This is a genomic window from Alphaproteobacteria bacterium GM7ARS4 (assembly GCA_014332745.1).
In the GTDB taxonomy this organism is placed as follows: Bacteria; Pseudomonadota; Alphaproteobacteria; order GM7ARS4; family GM7ARS4; genus GM7ARS4.
This window is the reverse complement of sequence record JACONL010000003.1, coordinates 25,205-42,882: the sequence shown is the minus strand read 5'-3', so window position 1 is coordinate 42,882 and position 17,678 is coordinate 25,205. Positions and strand designations below refer to the sequence as shown.

At 53.7% G+C, this 17,678-nt stretch carries 12 protein-coding genes and 1 CRISPR repeat array; of the genes, 6 read left to right on the top strand and 6 right to left on the bottom strand.

Going from position 1 to position 17,678, the window contains the following annotated elements; genetic code table 11:
* The first annotated feature begins 12 nt into the window (after positions 1-12).
* Positions 13-5,859, top strand: a complete 5,847-nt coding sequence (locus tag GDA54_03695) for a hypothetical protein (GenBank protein ID MBC6497409.1) — start codon at positions 13-15, stop codon at positions 5,857-5,859.
* A gap of 61 nt (positions 5,860-5,920) precedes the next feature.
* Positions 5,921-6,286: a CRISPR direct-repeat array (repeat unit 36 nt; unit sequence AGCTGACATGCCCGTCATAGACAGGGCGTCTTCAGC).
* Positions 6,287-6,362: 76 nt separating this feature from the next.
* Here GDA54_03695 and GDA54_03690 read toward each other — a convergent pair.
* The gene (locus GDA54_03690) at positions 6,363-8,921 is read right to left on the bottom strand and encodes a hypothetical protein (GenBank protein MBC6497408.1); all 2,559 of its coding nucleotides are present in this window, start codon (positions 8,919-8,921) and stop codon (positions 6,363-6,365) included.
* 81 nt (positions 8,922-9,002) lie between these two features.
* On the opposite strand from GDA54_03690, the gene GDA54_03685 reads away from it, so the two are divergent.
* The 3 genes from GDA54_03685 (at position 9,003) to GDA54_03675 (ending at position 10,811) form a co-directional block, all read left to right on the top strand.
* Positions 9,003-9,611 (top strand): DedA family protein, encoded by a 609-nt coding sequence (locus tag GDA54_03685; GenBank protein MBC6497407.1) that lies wholly within the window; start codon positions 9,003-9,005, stop codon positions 9,609-9,611.
* 25 nt (positions 9,612-9,636) lie between these two features.
* Complete coding sequence (locus tag GDA54_03680; GenBank protein MBC6497406.1) at positions 9,637-10,152, top strand: disulfide bond formation protein B; 516 nt, start codon at positions 9,637-9,639, stop codon at positions 10,150-10,152.
* A 101-nt stretch (positions 10,153-10,253) separates the two neighbouring features.
* Positions 10,254-10,811: a demethoxyubiquinone hydroxylase family protein gene (locus GDA54_03675; protein MBC6497405.1), complete on the top strand. Its 558-nt coding sequence runs from the start codon at positions 10,254-10,256 to the stop codon at positions 10,809-10,811.
* On the opposite strand, the gene GDA54_03670 is transcribed toward GDA54_03675, so the two are convergent.
* Entirely contained in the window at positions 10,812-11,231 is a 420-nt protein-coding gene (locus tag GDA54_03670; GenBank protein MBC6497404.1) for a VOC family protein, read from the bottom strand.
* A gap of 71 nt (positions 11,232-11,302) precedes the next feature.
* Here GDA54_03670 and GDA54_03665 point away from each other — a divergent pair, with 71 nt between their 5' ends.
* Together GDA54_03665 and lptC are read left to right on the top strand one after the other, a co-directional pair.
* A complete protein-coding gene (locus GDA54_03665; protein MBC6497403.1) occupies positions 11,303-12,688 on the top strand; it encodes a PA0069 family radical SAM protein in 1,386 nt (461 codons plus the stop codon).
* Between the two features lie 217 nt (positions 12,689-12,905).
* Positions 12,906-13,553 (top strand): LPS export ABC transporter periplasmic protein LptC, encoded by a 648-nt coding sequence (lptC, locus tag GDA54_03660; protein MBC6497402.1) that lies wholly within the window; start codon positions 12,906-12,908, stop codon positions 13,551-13,553.
* Between the two features lie 18 nt (positions 13,554-13,571).
* Here lptC and GDA54_03655 read toward each other — a convergent pair whose 3' ends face one another.
* The 4 genes from GDA54_03655 to GDA54_03640 all read right to left on the bottom strand — a co-directional run.
* Positions 13,572-16,547 (bottom strand): hypothetical protein, encoded by a 2,976-nt coding sequence (locus tag GDA54_03655; protein MBC6497401.1) that lies wholly within the window; start codon positions 16,545-16,547, stop codon positions 13,572-13,574.
* Positions 16,548-16,601: 54 nt separating this feature from the next.
* Complete coding sequence (locus tag GDA54_03650; protein ID MBC6497400.1) at positions 16,602-16,841, bottom strand: hypothetical protein; 240 nt, start codon at positions 16,839-16,841, stop codon at positions 16,602-16,604.
* 21 nt (positions 16,842-16,862) lie between these two features.
* On the bottom strand, positions 16,863-17,102 hold the full coding sequence (locus GDA54_03645; GenBank protein MBC6497399.1) for a hypothetical protein: 240 nt from the start codon (positions 17,100-17,102) through the stop codon (positions 16,863-16,865).
* Positions 17,071-17,678: hypothetical protein (locus GDA54_03640; GenBank protein MBC6497398.1), on the bottom strand; the 608-nt coding region annotated here is incomplete at its 5' end. The genes GDA54_03640 and GDA54_03645, both read right to left, overlap by 32 nt.

Below are 17,678 nucleotides of genomic sequence, written 5' to 3'. Positions count from 1 at the left end.
AGAATTACGACCATGTTGCAACGTCTTTTTCTTCCCCATGTCCACCGCCTCACCATAGCAAGACTCACGAAAAAATCCACAAGAACAGCCGCCCCCAGAAGACACCAGAGGCTGACGCGCTTGTCTCTTTATATGCCCCTCCTGCTCTGTGTGGCATGCTCCGACAATGTCAGCATGATGATGATGCATATGGGCGAACAGGTTGAGATAGGCAACGATGTCCCATGCGCGGAAGGCGACGCCTTCATGGAAGGACGATGTCAAGAGGCAACGCGCTGCCCCGCCGCCCAAGGGTATCAGCAAGAAACACGGCTTTGCACCGCAAGCCCGACGACTGATGAATGTGTCGCCATCCACAGGATTCTCAATCACCTAGGCACAGCATGTGTCGCCCACGGGACTCAGTGTGGACATGGCGAGGCTGTCTTTGACGGGCAATGCCGAGACGCCGCTACACATTGCCCTAACCCCTATGGCTATGATGAGGCCACGAAAACATGCGTCTCAACACCCACAACCGCCACACAATGCACCACCATTGGACGCATTCTCCATAAAAACGGGACATCATGTGTCGCCACTGCTACCGCATGCGGGGATAGCGAGGCTGTCTTTGATGGGCAATGCCGAGACGCCGCCACACATTGCCCCAATCCCTATGGCTATGATGAGGCCACAAAAACATGCGTCTCAACACCCACAGCGCGCCAATGTGCATCTATCATGCGCCTCCTAGACCGACAAGGGGAAGGCGGGCGGTGTGTGGCGACCATTGACCAGTGCCCTCCCTCTTCTGTTCGTGGCACGGGACTTGGCGTTGGCGATTTTGCCGACCTTGCCCATGTGTGCTTGCCTCAAGAATCCTGTCGCACCATAGCGGGACGTGGTGTAGATCGTGCATCGCGTCAATGTGTCTCCGCATCGCCCACATCATGCGTTGGCACGGGAGGAATTTATAATGGCACTGGCGAGCGTCTCGGCGATAGGGATGATGGGCAATGCGTGCTGAGCTCTGCATGCACCAATGCCGACTATGTGGTGGGTTTTGAGGAAAGCGCTATGCCACAATGTATCACACAAACAGCATGCACGGACATGGCGGGCTTCTTGGTGCGCGGGACGGCATGTGAAGAGAGACGTCTCGCCAGCGCATGCTCTATGGGCGATGCCCTCATCGATAATCGCTGTGTCAGTGCCTTCCTCTGTCCCGTTGCTCAAGGCTATGATGCCGATAGGAGGCTATGTTCTGACGCGCCTACGGAACAGCAATGTGGCATGCTAAAGCGCCTCTTAGACCATAGCGCGTCCCGCTGCCAAACACGTCTGTCATGTGAGACCATGGCGGGTTTTATCATTGAGGATGCCCGTTGTCTCCATATGACTCAACACACATCGACGGCAGCGCGTCTTGCGGCATGCCCTGACAATTATTTTTTGAACAGAGCTGGCGATGGTTGCGTTGCTTCTTGTGCCGTTGGTGAGGGGATTTCTCCCTTGAGTCTCGATGATGGGAGGCTCTTGCGATGTTCTGATGCGTCACCATCGAGCTGCGCCTATCGGGGCGGACAAGTGTTTGAAGAGCGCATTGGCCATGCCCGCTGTGTTGCCGATGCCATGGCGTGTGCCGCTGGGTATATCCGTAGTGGGATTTTAGGGACACATGACAATGTGTGTGTGCCTATCGAGCGTTGTGTCGACGCGGGCCATGGCGTCGAGAACAGAGGGTGCGTGTCTGCCTCTGCCACAACATGCGCGGGAACGAGGGACAGACGTGATGGGGTGGGCTTGTATGTCTATAACGCCACAGGCTCAGCCATTGGCGCGCGCCCACATGGCAATTGTATCTCCATTGCTGATTGCCTCGTTCCCACGTCACGGCGCGCCGTTGTCGCTGGCGCATGTGTCTTGCATGAGGAAAACACTGTCGATGAGCGCGCAGCGGCGTGTCATGACGATGGAGGACAATTGCTCGACAGCCAAGGCTCTTCCTGTGTGCTCGCATGTGGTGATAGGGAGATTGTCGCCAATAACCGATGTCTCACGCCTGATGCGCGCCATTGCGCCTCTGATGGTGTGGCGCGAGTCTATGAGACAGGTGATATGCCCCGTTGTATCGTCAGTGACGAGAACGACAGCACGAGCGCCTGTGGAGCGGGAAAAATTGCCCTCAATACGGCATCCACATATCAATGCATCGATAGAGACGTCTGTTTCCAAGATAACGGTATCGCATCGACAGCACCGAGGGGAAAAGCCTTTGGCGACGTCTGTGTGTTAGGAGGCATAAGCGGCACAGCGCGCGACTGCACCTCTCTGGGGGATGAGATAACCCTCAATCGTAGCGGCCAAAACATCGGTGAGCGCGCCCATGGACAATGCATAACGAGACAGCAATGCCTTGAGGCAGGGCTGACCTATGATGATGAGGGAGGAGAGCGCCGTTGTCTTCCCGTCACACGCACGTCATCGGCACAAGGAACGTTGTCTTCAAGCGAAGACACCACAAGGACAGAATTTTTCACAGGCGCCACAGGCATGACGACAGCAACAAGCAGTCTACAAGAAAAATTGCGCGTGGAATACCAAAATACACCCTCTTTCGCCAGAATTGGCGTTGCCCAAGCCTATGTGCGCGCCCATCCAGACCGCGTCACTGGCGAGACCATTGATGCGCTCCAATTCAACACAGGAAAAGGCGCCTCTATCAGCGTTATCAGCAACCATCTCTTTGACCCGACCCACCCCGAATTCAGTAGCGCCCATACCGATGATTACCAGACATTAGCGCGCTTTATGGTGCGTCTCGACCAAGAGAGAACAGCGTCTCAATTGCTAGAGACCATGTTCGCAGGCGACCACATGGACCATGTCGTCTTTTATAACGATGGATTCATCACCGATGCTATCTCGCAAGGATTTTTCTCTCTCCCCATAAACCTCGCCCTCCGCCATACAGACGGCACAGAGGACACATCCATGCCCCTAGACCAATTGGCAAGGCAAGACCTCCTTGGCGGCGACGTGGCTTCTGTGGCTGGACGTAGGCGACAAGCCTTTCTCGATGCCTTTTACCAACGTCTCAGTGGCAGTGACACGTCCGATATATCCCTCAATATCCTAAGAGAGGTGATGGATATCACCACCATAGGACAAAGGGAATATCGGGCACAAGGACGTATTTTTCTCACCCATGGTGATGACGCCTCTTCCTACCATGTCATAGGAAGAGTCTACGGACAAGGACAAGGCAATATCGAGTCCTACCAAATCGTCACGAATACGGACACAAGCCTACAAGGACAGAATGACAGAGGGGATAGCACAGCATTGCTGGCACCACAAACACTCAAGGCGGCAACGCCTCAACATATGGGCATGCTGGCCCTTGTCAATGGCTTGATGGACCCCCACCGAAGCACTGACAATGACAGGCTGGCAGCAAATATCCATGGCGTCGCCCCGAGCGCATCGATGCGTTTCTTGTCCACACCGCGCATAGGGAATGACGCCTTTAATGCCATAGACCTTATCTATCGGGCGCGAGGCATCGATACCGCAAGACGTCTCCCAGACCTGACCCGCAACATTGTCCTCCTAGAGAATACAATACGCCATGAGAGGCAAAACAATCTTGCCCATTACCACGCTTTGTTTATGCGCGATGAAGACGAAGGCTTGGACGCTGTGCATGCCCTCTATGGACACGGGAGGCATAACATCCTCGAGGCATTAGAGGCGGGATTGACAGATGATGCGCATGCTGGCGCCCGGCGCGCCACGACACACGATATTTATGTCTTCGCCGCATCAGACCCTCACCAATTGGTAGGAGGAAGCGCGCCCAGTGATGTGGGGCTGATGGCAGGGCTTCCCGCCTTCTCTGAGGCCATACGCCCACTCTCACTCACTGTCGTGGCCGTAGAGGACGGACAGACGTCTTGTGGCACGGTGGCAAAGGGATTCTGTATCGCCGCCCCCGGACGCTACCGCTACCGCGTGAAAGGCGCACAAGGCTATGAACATCGTCTCTCCAGTGAAAGCATTGTCTCCGCCAATGCCGCCGCCGCGTTGGTGGCGGGAGGCATTGCCATTCTACAAGATGCCTTTAACGCCGAAAGCGTGCAAATAGAGTCTCGCGAATTGGTGGAACGCATTCTCCTCACGGCCGACAAACGCTTTGATCTCGATGGCGACCGCAGGAACGACTACGCCATGCGTCGGCATGGGCATGGATTGCTGGATTTAGCATGCGCATCACGCCCCTTTACACGTATGCCCCTCTTTAGTGGGCAGATGCCGGCATCAGGCACTATTATCGGCAATGACCGCTCAACCCATGTCGCATGCGCTATGCTCAATCCAACGCCGCCGCGAGATAGAGATAGTAGCGGACGTGGCCCACCAGCGCCACAAGAGAACAATGACGATGGCCAGCAAAAGCTCTCTGAGGCTATCGGTGAAAGAGTCTTAGGAAGCGCCTTCTGTAACATCGAAGGTCTTCGTATCATTATAGGCGGCGGACTCTGTTCTTCCCATTATCAACGAATCGCTGACAAAGATGGTACCATGCTGTTCGATGCCCTTGGCCGCTTGCATCTCCATACCGCCTTTGGCGATGGCATGGCGTCCCTTGACGATACATTGTCATTTTTCGACTCAACAGATGTGGCATGGACAGAACATAACCCCTTTAATATCCATAAAGAAGCCCTCGATATGCGCTCTATGGTCTCTGTCATGGCTCATGAAGGGCGCGCCCTTGAGGCGATGGTTGCCTCCCTCCATGCCGACAACATCGCCTATGAACGTATCAACGGACAGATGGCGCACGACATGGTGGGCTATCGATGGGACATGGGATACATCCCTCTCAAGACACAGCCCTTCCCACAGCACGGACGTCTGTCCCTTGATGACAAGAACACGCCTATGAGCGCGCGCATGATGGTCGACCTCACCTTTGGCAAGATGGTAGGGGTGAGGGCCTCTTATGCCATGCCTCTCTCCTATGGGTGGGGCATGGGGACAGATTCCCTATGGACAGACAGCACGAGCCATGACGCGCATGACGCATGGGGACAGACTGACGCCTTCACCAATCCCTATTTAGACATGATGGGGGATGGCATAGGCGTCGTAGGCGTCGGCCTCGTCTATCCTTTGGCACAAGGCGGCCATATTGGCGTTATGACAGCACGGAATAGACGAGCGGCACAGCTGTCCATGGTGGACTATGTGACGTCATCATCACAGGGACAGGGGCAGAAACAAGAGCAGGGGCAGTGGCGGTGGCAAGGAGGCTATATGGCAGAACAAGGACGTTTTCTGTCGTCCTATGGCTCAGGCGTGTGGCAACTGGGGACAAGCCAAACACTCTTTATGGGCCTACAAGGAAGACATCCCATAACGTTCATGGAGGAGTTCATGGGACGCACATGGCAATTATGGGTCAGCATCTATGGGGGACATAGTGTGACTCGGCATAATCCTATGGTGTTATCGCGCTTAGAGGCCGTGACGACATCGTTTGCTGTAGGCATATGGGGACAAGATGTGCTCACAGAGGACGATAACATCCTCGTCCACATAGGACAAGACATGCGGGTGGAAAAGGGACAGGCTGAGATTTCCTATGTGCCCATGCGCAATAGCCTCAGACAGACGACACAACAGAGCAACCGCTATGACATCACCCCACAGGGAAGGGAATTGACGCTGGGGATACGCTATGGCAGAGCATGGGGCAAAGAACAGCAGACATCCCTCAAGGTCGGCGTCGACTATGTCATGATGCCATCCCATCATCGCACACAAGACGACCAATGGCATGGCGTCATCTCCCTAGACTATCGCTTCTAAACATCACACCATAGCGCCTCAGCCCTTTCCCTCGCCATGAGGGGAAGGGCTTTTCCTTTAAAGCTGACATGCCCGTCATAGACAGGGCGTCTTCAGCGGCTATGAAGCCTTTTGATGCCGAAACCCAGCTGACATGCCCGTCATAGACAGGGCGTCTTCAGCTGTGTCGCTATCGGCTATGGGCATTTCTCCAGCTGACATGCCCGTCATAGACAGGGCGTCTTCAGCGCAATGCCCCGCTTATGCCCAAGTCTATCAAGCTGACATGCCCGTCATAGACAGGGCGTCTTCAGCAAGGCAAGTGCGAAGGATACAAAGCCTTTTAGCTGACATGCCCGTCATAGACAGGGCGTCTTCAGCCTTTGAGACTTCGGTCATTCAACGGGATGTGAGCTGACATGCCCGTCATAGACAGGGCGTCTTCAGCGCATGGCTTCGAACCCTGTGACGAGCAACAGCTTCATCGCCATTGTAGGAATAAAAAATGACATTGTCAACATCCTTTATCTCGTTTTTTTGTGTTTTTTGCTCCCCTTTCCCTTCCCTGAGTGCTGGACAGGACGTTGATGGATATGTTGACGCCTTTTTTGCTGGCGGCGTTTTTTCTCCTCCGCCTCAATCTTCTTATAGCATTCTCGCAAAATGTCAGGGGCGTCGCGGAAAGGATGTTCCAAAACGTTATCATGGAACACGTAATCCCTATAGTGTGTGAGCTTTTTACGTATGCTGTCGTCATGGAGTCCCGCATAGGTGAGGATGGCAGGGAAATCGAGGCGCTTATCCTTATCAATATCCTTTCCCTTCAGCACGTCATACTCCCACTGCAAAATGGCTTGGGCGGCTATGAAACGTTGCCGCCGCATCTCGGTCACCGCCTGCTCTACCGATTCCTCCTTGTCCCCCGCAGAAGCGCGTAAAAGAGGGAGTGTCCATGTCCGTCCCTTCCCTGCCTTTGTGTATGCTGTCACAAGGTTTTTGATCGTCTTCTTATCAAGGCGGGCGTAATAACGCCATCCTTGCGTGAGGCTACAGAGTACTTTTTTACCTTGCTCGACCTCTAACGTCATCCCCAAAGCGGAGGGTTTCACGCTCGCAAAGGGCATCTCTCCCAAAGCAACCTGTTTTTTCTTGTTGCTCTCATGGGATGTCGCCTTCCCTTTCTTGTCATGTGGCGTCTCCACAGCATAGTCGCCCTGCAACAAATGGCGCGCCATCATGTGCAAGAGGCTGGCATGGGCCCATTGGGAACGCCTCTTCGTCATAGCGCGCCAACCGCCAGCGCACGTCTTATCCTTGTCCGCCTTGTCTTTATTCGCCTTGTCTGTATCCCATGTGAAGCCAAAGGGTTGTGTGGGAATCCCGCCCCCTTGTTTCAATGTCTTGTTATCGCGCATGACATCGATAAAGTGCCTTTTCTTCGCATGTTTATCATCGGGATGTCCCGCACGAAATTCGGGAAAGGCGTCGCGCACGGCATCCACCGGCATGCCCGCTGGCAGAAGGGCAACGCGATTTTTCCCTCTGGCATTCACATCCTTAGGGGAAACATCACGCACCCCCAATGCGCGCGCAAGGGTCATGCGCTCTTTGTCGTCCATCCTGTGACAACGTTCCTTCACATCAGAAAGCCAGCGACAACGATACGCAACAATGTCGTCATATTGGGCGTCTAAGTCCTGTTTTTTAAGAAGAAAGCTCCATGGTTTCCCTGTCATCGGCACGTTCATTGTCTCTATGCCATAGTCTTGGCGCGCCATCGCCTTGAGCGTGTGAAGGCGGTAATGGCGCATATGATACAGCAAGTCCCGATAATCGGACGTGGACATGGCAACCCCGTGCTTTTCGCGGTAGGACTCGTGCATGAGGTCGGCCAGCATACGTATCTTTTGGTATAATGTTGTCGCCCCTTCCATACGTTCTCTATGCCAATCAATACGTTTGCCTATGCGCTCAGGGGTCGGGCTTTTTGCCTCTTTGCCTTGTCGCCAATCATTCTTGTCGCCATGCTCTCGATACCACGACAGCACCAACCTATCCACATCCTTGCCAAGAAGAAAGGCACAGACAAGAACACTGAGGGTATGAATCCCCAGCATGCCTTGCCATTGTTTGTCTGTCTTGGGCTCTTGTATCTGCACACGTATCGTGTTTGCCTGAATCTTCAGAGGCGGAAGAGGCATGCCATCATGGGTCTGGGCGTCTCGCTCACGGACAAAAATCCGCTCTTGGCGAAGAAGGGGCTTGCCATCACGCTCTCCCTCTAGGTGTGTGCGCGTGCGGGCAAACATCACAGAAGGCAAGGCGTTCGTCCTCTCCAAAAACAAAATGAGCTGACGCATGACATACCCCCCTTGAGGAAAGGCATGGGTGGCCTGTGATGACTCGTCTTGTGTTATCTTGTCGAGCGACTCTTTGAGGCGCACAAGCAACGCCAAGCCATGTTCCGTTTGCGCTGAAAAAAGGCGCTCTTCCTCTTGTTGTGGCGTGATGGCAAGAGCCGAGTCGGCAATGGACAGGAATTTTAAGAGGTGAAAACGCGCCTTGTCCAGCGCCTCGTCGGCGTCTCCTCGTTTCTCAACCATCTTATCCCATAAAAACGCCATCTGCCCTTTTTGCAAAAAGGGCGCAAGAATCAAGGTGATAGACAGCCATGCCTGCTGAGGCCTATCAAGGTCGAAGCCATAGGCGGGGTCATTCTCTATGCGTAACAGGATTGTATGAATGGCGTTATGCTGTTTCTCGTCATCATCCCATATCTTTCCCTCCCGCATGGTCATCATGCGGGCTGCTTCCTTCACAAGGGTATGGAGGCGGTCTTTGACATCAGGCTCTTGCCACAGGCGGGGCATGTGGGGACGATGAAGGTGGGCAAAATGGTTGCGATACGCCGCGATGGTCTCTTCGTCGACAGGCAACGCATAACGATAGAGGGACTCCCCATGGACTGAGGCTAAGACGCCCTTATGTTGCTGGTGCGCCCAATTAGAGGCAAGGGTGAACGCCGCCGCTTGCCTCAAGGTCACGTCATCCTTGATATGAGAGTGCGCTACATCATGGTTCATGCCACCTATGGTAAGGTGAGGTCGCTTGCTTGTCAAACACAAGCATAGACAACAGGGAACAGACAGACTATAGGATGGGGTATGGTATCCCTCCTCCACAGACTACACAAGGCCTTGCATCGACATTATGAGGGCGTCATGGCCTTGTCATCATCCCCCCATGCGCCTTACTGGCTGGGTGTTGTCTCTGCCACTGAGAGTATCTTTTTTCCCATCCCACCCGATGTGATGCTCGTGCCTATGTGCCTCGCCCAACCGAAAAAAGCCATGCTCTACGCCATGATAGCAACCCTCACCTCCACCATCGGCGGCGTCCTCGGCTATGTCATAGGACTCCTCTTTTATACAGAACTGGCTCTCCCCCTCATGACGTTCTATGGACTCCATGACGGGCTTGCCACCTTTCAGGAGTATTATGCCACCTATGGTATCGCCATCATTGTCATCGGCGGCTTTACCATCCTCCCCTATAAAATCATCACCCTCAGCGCTGGGGCGGCGCTGTTTCCCTTGCCTAGCTTTGTCGTTGCCTCGCTCCTGTCCCGTGGCGCTCGATTCTTCCTTGTCGCCCTCCTCACAGCGTACGCCTCACCGCGCCTACGCCCCTTCATCGAACGCCACCTCGATACGCTCTTCTTCCTTGCCATCGCCCTTGTATTCCTTATCATCGCCCTTATGATGACTCTATGAAGAGAAAAACCACAGACCATGCGCCATGTCACGTCATAAAGCCCGCCACCCCTTCCACGCACGTTTACTTGAACCACCCCAAGACATGGTCGTTCTTGCCCTCTTTGCATGCATGCTCCTCGCCTATGTGTTTTTCAGCGAACATGTCCTCGGCTATGCCCCATGTCCCCTCTGCTGGTATCAACGCTATGTGTGGTTTGCCATCATCCCTGCCGCCCTCCTCGCCTTCGCCATCCCCAAAAAGCCCCTACGGGTTGGGGTGAGCGTTCTGCTCCTCGCCAGCTTTTCTGTTGCTCTCTACCATGCGGGAATCGAATATCGCTGGTGGCAAGGACCTGATACATGCGCCGGCGACCCTCAAAGCACCTTCGATGATTTAGAGGCCTTGCGCGCCTTTCTCTATCAGCAAGACATCGTGCGGTGCGATGACATTACATGGGCGCTCTTCGGCATCTCCATGGCCGGCTATAACGCCATTCTATCCCTTGTCCTCGCTATCCTTATCATCCTCAATGGGATGCGCCCGCAACGCCACGCATAAATCCCTTGTGTGATGCCATCACCTATGGCACAATAGAGGCCACGCCTCCCTCATGACGTTGTCACCCGTCCAACCCCCCTTCCAACCTTATGTCCAGTCGCATGTCCACGTCCCTTCCCACACATCACGCACAGGCAAAGACACATCCATCCCAAACGGATATTGCATCGCTCTTGCGCGTCGACCATGCGGGAGAATATGGGGCGGTGCGTATCTATCAGGCGCAATTGGATATTCTGGGCGATACCCTCGAAGCTGACACCTTACGCGATATGCTCAGTCATGAAAAAGAACATCTCGCTACCTTCGATGCTCTCATGCAAGAACGCAACGTCCAACCGACGATTTTTCAACCTCTGTGGCATGTCATGGGGTATGCCCTCGGCGCCGCCACCGCCCTCATGGGCGTCCAAACAGCTTACGCCTGCACCGTCGCCGTAGAAAATGTCATTGACGAACATTATGCCGAACAAGAACGCGCCCTCGGCGACGATGAAAAAGCACTCAAAGAAAAAATACGCCAATTTCGCGCCGAAGAAATCGCCCATCGCGATATTGCGCTCCAACGCCAAGCGGAAAAAGCCCCCTTCTACCCCATCATCAATCGCGCCATCACCATCGGCTCGAAATGCGCCATCTGGCTGTCTTCTCGTTTCTAGCTACCATACGCCTTCATTGCCCATAGACGCCCAAGGCTCACGCTGTGGCAGAGCCTCGCCTTTCTGCAATAACTCGATGGAAATGTTGTCGGGAGAACGAACAAACGCCATATAGCCGTCCCGAGGCGGACGATTAATGACAACACCCTTGTCCTTGAGGGCTTGGCATGTCGCATAAATATCATCAACCTCAAACGCCACATGGCCAAAGTTTCGACCTGACGAGAGAGGCTCATCATCCCAATTGTGCGTGAGCTCCAACTGAGCGTCTGGGCTGGATGGCGCTGCCAAAAAAACCAACGTAAAACGCCCCTGAGGATGGTCGCGACGCCTCACCTCCCTCAAACCGAGCTTGTTGCAATAAAAATCAAGGCTTATCTCTAAGTCACGCACACGCACCATCGTATGAAGATACCGCATCCTCTCTCACACTCCTCTATCCTATGGGCCACCCCGTAACATTATACGAACAATCCCATCACTTTGTCACCATGTCTTCCTCCCTCCCGAAAAAATATCCCTCCCGTGGCGCCTTGAGCAACCCCACCAGCCGCTACGACCAGCATGAACGCATCCCTACCCAACAACAGAACAGCGAGAGGGACGAAGGACAACAACTCCTCTATGAAAAAGCAAAAACAATCCTCAACCGCCAACGCTCGCCCGACATTCCCTTTGACTATTCCCTCAACCCCTATCGTGGGTGTGAACATGGCTGTATTTACTGCTACGCACGCCCCTCCCACGAATATCTTGGCCTGTCAGCAGGACGCGACTTCGAACGTATCCTCTTCGTCAAACAGCACGCCCCTTACCTCTTGCAAAAGGAACTCAGCCACCAACAATATCAATGCACCCCCATCGCTCTGGGAAGTAATACAGACCCCTATCAACCCATCGAAAAAAGACTCCTCACGACCCGCCATATCCTCGAAACATGCCACACATGGCGTCAACCGCTCACCATCACGACAAAATCTCACCTTATCCTCAGAGATAGAGACGTCCTCCAAGCCCTCGCCCAAAAGCAATTGGTGCGCGTCTTTATCTCGCTCACAACCACAGATACAGAGCTCGCACGCATCATAGAACCACGCGCACCAACGCCAGAAAAACGCCTACAAACCATCGCCCAACTGGTGCGCCACGACATCCACGTGACCCTTATGCTCGCCCCCCTTATCCCCGCCCTCAATGACGAAGAGATGGAGTCCATCCTCAAACAAGCCGCACACGCCGGCGCACAACAAGCCTATTATGTCTTGCTTCGCCTCCCTCAAGGCGTCGGCGCGCTCTGGCAAGAATGGCTCGAAACCCATTATCCCCTCAAAGCAAAAAAAGTGATGCATATCCTCGCCTCCATGAGAGAAGGGCATATCAACGACTCACGATTCCATACGCGCATGCGCGGCACAGGACCATACGCATCCATGCTCGCCAAACGATTCGCCATCGCTAAAAAACGCTATCGCCTCGATAACAAAGCACCACCCCTCGTCACAACCCTCTTCATCAAACCGCCAAAACCCATACATCCCGAACAGCACAATGCCATGCTCCCCTTTACCTATCCTCAAAAGACCCATCCTCAACAGGCCCACCCTCAACAGGCCCGCCCTCAACAGGAATGTCAAGACGCCGCACAAAAGACATCGAGTCTCGCTCCATCAGCACAAGGCTACTGCCACCCTCCAGACCCTCTATCAATAACACAAGATAGTCGCCTGAAACAGCAAGGGACGCAATCCTCTCGCCAGGCTTCAACGAAAAGGAGACATGCTCCTCAAAAGACGACCCATGACGCGCCGTCTCCGATACGCCACGCACAAGAGACACCACCAAAAACGCCGTCAAAGAAAGAATTGCCACAAACATGAGGACAACCACAGACTTGAGGACGATATGTCCCCTTCCCCATATACGCATGACTCCTCTCCCACAGACCAAACACCCACACCATACCATAAGACACCATCATAGGCGTAAAAATCTGTTGCAAAAAAAGCTAACATGTGACATAATGAGTGGCGTCGGCTTTTTCCCTCTATGTAACTCTCCATGACTCTTATGGCATCCTCTCCCTCCCCTCAACACATGACAGAAGACGCCATAGCAGTGTCCACAACGCAATCTTACGTCAAACGTTCCCATCGTTTTCGTATCACATGGGGTATCATCTTCTGTCTCGCTCTTTCTGCTGTTTTTCTTTGGCCCCACGCCTATAACATTCCCGCCCTCCTTCATACCAACGCTACCCATACGCCTCTCCATCACATGCCCGACATCATGGCAAAAAATCCCGTCTATACCGGGTATAACGAGAAAGGCGACCTCTATACAATCCATGCCAAAACAGCGACGATGGCCGATAAAAAAACGGGACATATCAACCTGACAGCATTGGCAACCTCGCTCACGGACGCCCTCAGCGGCGAAAAAATAACCCTCGAAGCCGACCATGGTATCTTCAATAATAAGGATAAAACATTAACCTTGCGTGATGATATCCATCTTATCAGCCAAGCGCGTTATCACTTCCAGACCGATACATTGATTATCCGTATAGACCAAAAACGTATCTATAGCGATCACATGGTCTATGGACGTTCCTCTCTCGGCACGATCACGGCTCAAGGAGTCGACATCTCTCACCAAGGAAAACGGGTGCTCTTCAAGGGAGAAACGCTAATGACGATGTTCCCAAAAAACGTGACGAAAGAGGCACGTCGAGAAACCTTCTAAAGGCTGAGTGATAAGGACTCACAGGAGAGGAGAGGGGCGCTCTAGAAACACATCATGGGTGTCTGTATCGGCGTCTCGTTCGTCATACCATGTCGCCTTCATGTGGCTAAAGGCCTCTGCTAACTGACGACATGCGGCGAGGAGTCGCCCTAAAGGCATGGCGTGTGTCTCTAGCTGCACCATAAAATCAACAAAGCGCGGAAACAACGGATGGTGCGCATCGCCATGCTCGGTATCATAACGCGGAACAGCGCGATTATGCCCCAGCGTGAGAGGAAAACGTAACAATGTCCTATGATGGTCAAACGTCATCGCCGTCTCTTGCTCCATAGCATAGCGCTCGTAAAAGCGCAAAAGCGCCCAGCCCCCTTCCTCTTGGAAAGACACCCTGTGGCCCTGAGACGCCCCCCGCACCGGAATCCATGGCGACTCCTCGTGCCAATGGAGCGTCAAAGCAACGGCTTGTCCCGCCTGCCAATGGAAACGCACCTGTCCTCTCTCTTGTTCTTGCTGCGCGCGTTGCCCTTGTCCATCGTGAAAGGTGACGGCACGTATACGCCCCATATGGGAAAAATCCTCCACACGACCGCTATCCATCATCACCAACAAGGGCTTATGAGTCAACATGCCTAAAAGAGCGCGCACCTCTTCCATAGAGGAGAGGACGTCACGGACATGGCGTAAAAAGCCATCGTCGTCTGGCGTGATGATGTCGATGGCATCCTGTATGGTCTGCACGCGCCCTTGGAAAAAACGAAAAAACCGATGATATTGAGAAAGGGACACGTCTTTTGCCTCGAGAGACGAAAAGGGATAGCGTCCTTGTACGTAACGGGCGAACCTCTGTTCCAATAAACCCACTGTATGATACACGGACGCATACGCCCGACAGACAGATGTCAATTCACGCATGGTGAGAAGAGAAAACCATTGGCGACGCCTCAACATCATGAAGGGATGGGAAAAAGCCGACGATGTCGCCTCGATATCACCAATGCCACAGAGAGCACCATATCCTCGCTCAACGCCAAACCAACGGGAAAGCGCCGCCATCCATGCTGTCTTCCCCTCTTCATCCTCCCTATGGATGTCGTGGGCTAAGAGCCCATGCAATTCTTGCAACTTATGCCAAAAAATATGCGCCTTATCGCTATGCTGTGTGGCGGTGGGATGACGTATCATATGGCTTGTGCCTTCTGGTATCAGCACAAGGAAGGGCGCTGCTCTGGTGAGCCAATGACGCACGGCGCGGCGTTGTTCATCACGCCATAGATGGTTTAGGGCGGCGCGTGATGAAGGCGGAAGGAAAAAGGGAGGCGTCTCTGCCTCAAACACTTTATACCCCGAATCCCCCCTCGAGTCCCCCTCCGAATCTCCCCTCGAGTCCCCATGCGCCATCGCTAAAGCAAGGGCGTCTAACTGACGCTGTGCCCATAGACGAATGGGAACATGCTGGGCGTCTCCCTCCTCAAGAAGAAGACGTATATAGCGTAGAGCATGCGCAACACGTAATGCCTCGTCCCCTGTTTCTGCCTCCCCATGCATGATGCCATCATAGCGCTGATGGGCATGCCATGCTGTCTCGATGGCGCGTTTGGCATGGTGAGCGCGATAATGTCGTAACACAGCGTCGACTCTATCACCTAACCATCGAGGCGCATGAGGCTTGTGCGCCTCCATCGTCTCTCCCCACGCCTTATCTTGTGCCACAGCATAGGCAAGGATAGACTCACGTGAGGGTGAGGATGCCATGAACCTATCCCATCCCTGCGCATCACCCCCCTTCACATCCTCTATGAGAGAGAGCGCGTCAAAGAGGGCGCGGGCTTGCTGACTGAGCGTGAACGCCCATGGGCGGGACGATGTCCCCCCTTCATGGTGTTTCTCGAATGCTTGTGGGTCCCGTCCTTGAAGCCATGTGACACCGCCTTGCGCGCTTTGTTGGATGACATAGTCGGCAATATGGGACAAGAGGACGGGATGCACGTCCCGTATATGGCTGTCCTCTTGTGCCAATTGCGCCTTCAAGGCGCTCAGCGCCTTGCGCAATGCCACGAACGCTTCACCATGCGGCGCATGCGTTGATGCGGCGTCAGGCCCGTTAGGCCATGTCTTGAGACGCTCTACGGCTGAGGAGACAGCTGCCAAGGCGTGCTGGAGAGATGAGCGACGAAACCAGCCCTGTGCTACAAGGCGATGAAGGCGGTTTTCATAGAGCGCTATGGATGTCTCTCCATCGAAGCCCGCATGCACCCCCGCAAGCACCATGTCCTCGATGACGTCCTTGTGACGCTGTGCCTCTAGCACAAGAATACGCGAAAAGGGGCGGTGATGCTCTAAAGAGAGAGGAAAACCATAATGTTGCGCCTTTTTCTCGGCAAAAAGCGCTGTTCTGCCTTGCTGTAAAGTCTCAATGGCGTGATGGTGATGAAACCATTCTTGCTTTTCCCGATAATGTCGAGACCACACCCTGAGGAGCATGTCATACGATACGCCCTCTCGCACCTTGTCTCGCTGCCTTGAGATAACCATACGCTCTCGTTCATGGCGTAGCCGCGCCATAGATTCCTCCATGACGACTCGCGCAAGATGTATGCGAAGGTGATGTGCCTTGTCATGCTCGTCCTCACGCAAAAAGAGCTCAACGAATCGATAGGATGACGTTGTCAAACCATCAATATGCTCGGCCAGCATCGAGGCGCGCACCGCATGTTGTATAAGAGACTGATAGGTGGATTCATGACGCGGAAGCGACTCCGCCACCGCCTCGCTGAGCGCACGCATGCGCTCATGGCGTCTCACGCCATCCCATATAAAGAGACCCGCCCATAAGAGAGCAATGAAGAGGCTTGCCACAGCCCATATCGAGACAAGACGTAGCGCCTTGTCCCGCTTATCGATCTCTTGACGAAAGGCGATAAGGGCGCGGGACGAAGAATGGTCCTCCACCATATGGGAAGGCGTCGCGCCCTCGAAAGAGTGTGCTCCTCCCATGCCTCCATGCCTCGCCCTATCCCTTCACAGCACCCCCACGCTCACCATGTGCCGTTAATTATAGTTCCTGATGATATTCTGGAACGCATCTTTGATCGCCTTCAAGACGTTGGCTTTCACCTGTAACGTCAGAGTCCACTGATGAAGTTGCGCCTCCAGATTCATAATGTCGCCTGTCCGACCCGATTGCGCCGCTTCTTGCGCTCTCGCCAAGTCTGTCTCTGACGCCTGAAGCACAGGGTCAAAACTGCTCACAGTATTCTGGATACTGACTCCGCCTGCTCCTTCTGTCATCTTCTTATCCTCCTCTTTGCCTTAAGTGCTATGCTGTGATGCCCAATAGGAGTCGATGACGGCTCGCGCCGCCTCTAAACCGCCAAGTAACACGTTGAGGCGCTTGAAGTCCTCTGAGGCGCGCCCTTGGCGAATGTCATGACTCACGCAATCCTTCTCCGCATCGAGAGTGTTCCTGATGGTCTTCACCAACGTCCCATCGCTATCTTTCGCGATCTTCTCTTCTAACTCAAGGATGTAAGTTGGTTGTTCTTGTGTCATGGTCATCTCCTAAGACATACGTATAGTCTCTGCCTTGCCACGACAGCACCAAATGGTCAGTCATAATCTCTTGTAGACGAAACCCATTGGGAAGCAGAGAACCCTTCGTATAATAGTGTCCTTTCCCGCTCTTTTGTTCCCTAATGATGATGAAAGAATGAGGACCGCTGATAGAACTCACCACATCCAAGTGAAACCCACGTATATTGACGACATGGTCATCAAGGAAGAGCCACGGGGCATAACGCTCGCTGATGAACGACGCAATGGATGTCCACGTGTCATAGTCCTCAGCATTGACAAGCCCTTTGACTTCTATCGTGCCCTCATGCTGTTCATCGTCATCCACATGACGCACAGAAACGGACAGGCCTTGCGCATGGGTCTTTTCGTGAATGACACGTATCACGTCATCGATGGTCACCACATTGTCATCAATATGCTTGAGGCGCGGGAGAGATGACGTTATCTCAAGCAAGGCGCGGTGAAACATCTTCGTCGACGCCAAAAGCCCCGTGACGACAAACGTGCCATCGCCATTGTCCTCAATGCCGATATTGTGAAATCCTCGACTCT

What these genes read in the sequence shown, in the direction of transcription:
- GDA54_03695 (MBC6497409.1), top strand. Translation starts at nt 13, where the DNA reads ATGTTGCAACGTCTTTTTCTTCCCCATGTCCACCGCCTCACCATAGCA.
- GDA54_03690 (MBC6497408.1), bottom strand. Translation starts at nt 8,921, where the DNA reads ATGAACCATGATGTAGCGCACTCTCATATCAAGGATGACGTGACCTTG.
- GDA54_03685 (MBC6497407.1), top strand. Translation starts at nt 9,003, where the DNA reads ATGGTATCCCTCCTCCACAGACTACACAAGGCCTTGCATCGACATTAT.
- GDA54_03680 (MBC6497406.1), top strand. Translation starts at nt 9,637, where the DNA reads ATGTCACGTCATAAAGCCCGCCACCCCTTCCACGCACGTTTACTTGAA.
- GDA54_03675 (MBC6497405.1), top strand. Translation starts at nt 10,254, where the DNA reads ATGTCCACGTCCCTTCCCACACATCACGCACAGGCAAAGACACATCCA.
- GDA54_03670 (MBC6497404.1), bottom strand. Translation starts at nt 11,231, where the DNA reads ATGCGGTATCTTCATACGATGGTGCGTGTGCGTGACTTAGAGATAAGC.
- GDA54_03665 (MBC6497403.1), top strand. Translation starts at nt 11,303, where the DNA reads ATGTCTTCCTCCCTCCCGAAAAAATATCCCTCCCGTGGCGCCTTGAGC.
- lptC (MBC6497402.1), top strand. Translation starts at nt 12,906, where the DNA reads ATGACAGAAGACGCCATAGCAGTGTCCACAACGCAATCTTACGTCAAA.
- GDA54_03655 (MBC6497401.1), bottom strand. Translation starts at nt 16,547, where the DNA reads ATGGGAGGAGCACACTCTTTCGAGGGCGCGACGCCTTCCCATATGGTG.
- GDA54_03650 (MBC6497400.1), bottom strand. Translation starts at nt 16,841, where the DNA reads ATGACAGAAGGAGCAGGCGGAGTCAGTATCCAGAATACTGTGAGCAGT.
- GDA54_03645 (MBC6497399.1), bottom strand. Translation starts at nt 17,102, where the DNA reads ATGACACAAGAACAACCAACTTACATCCTTGAGTTAGAAGAGAAGATC.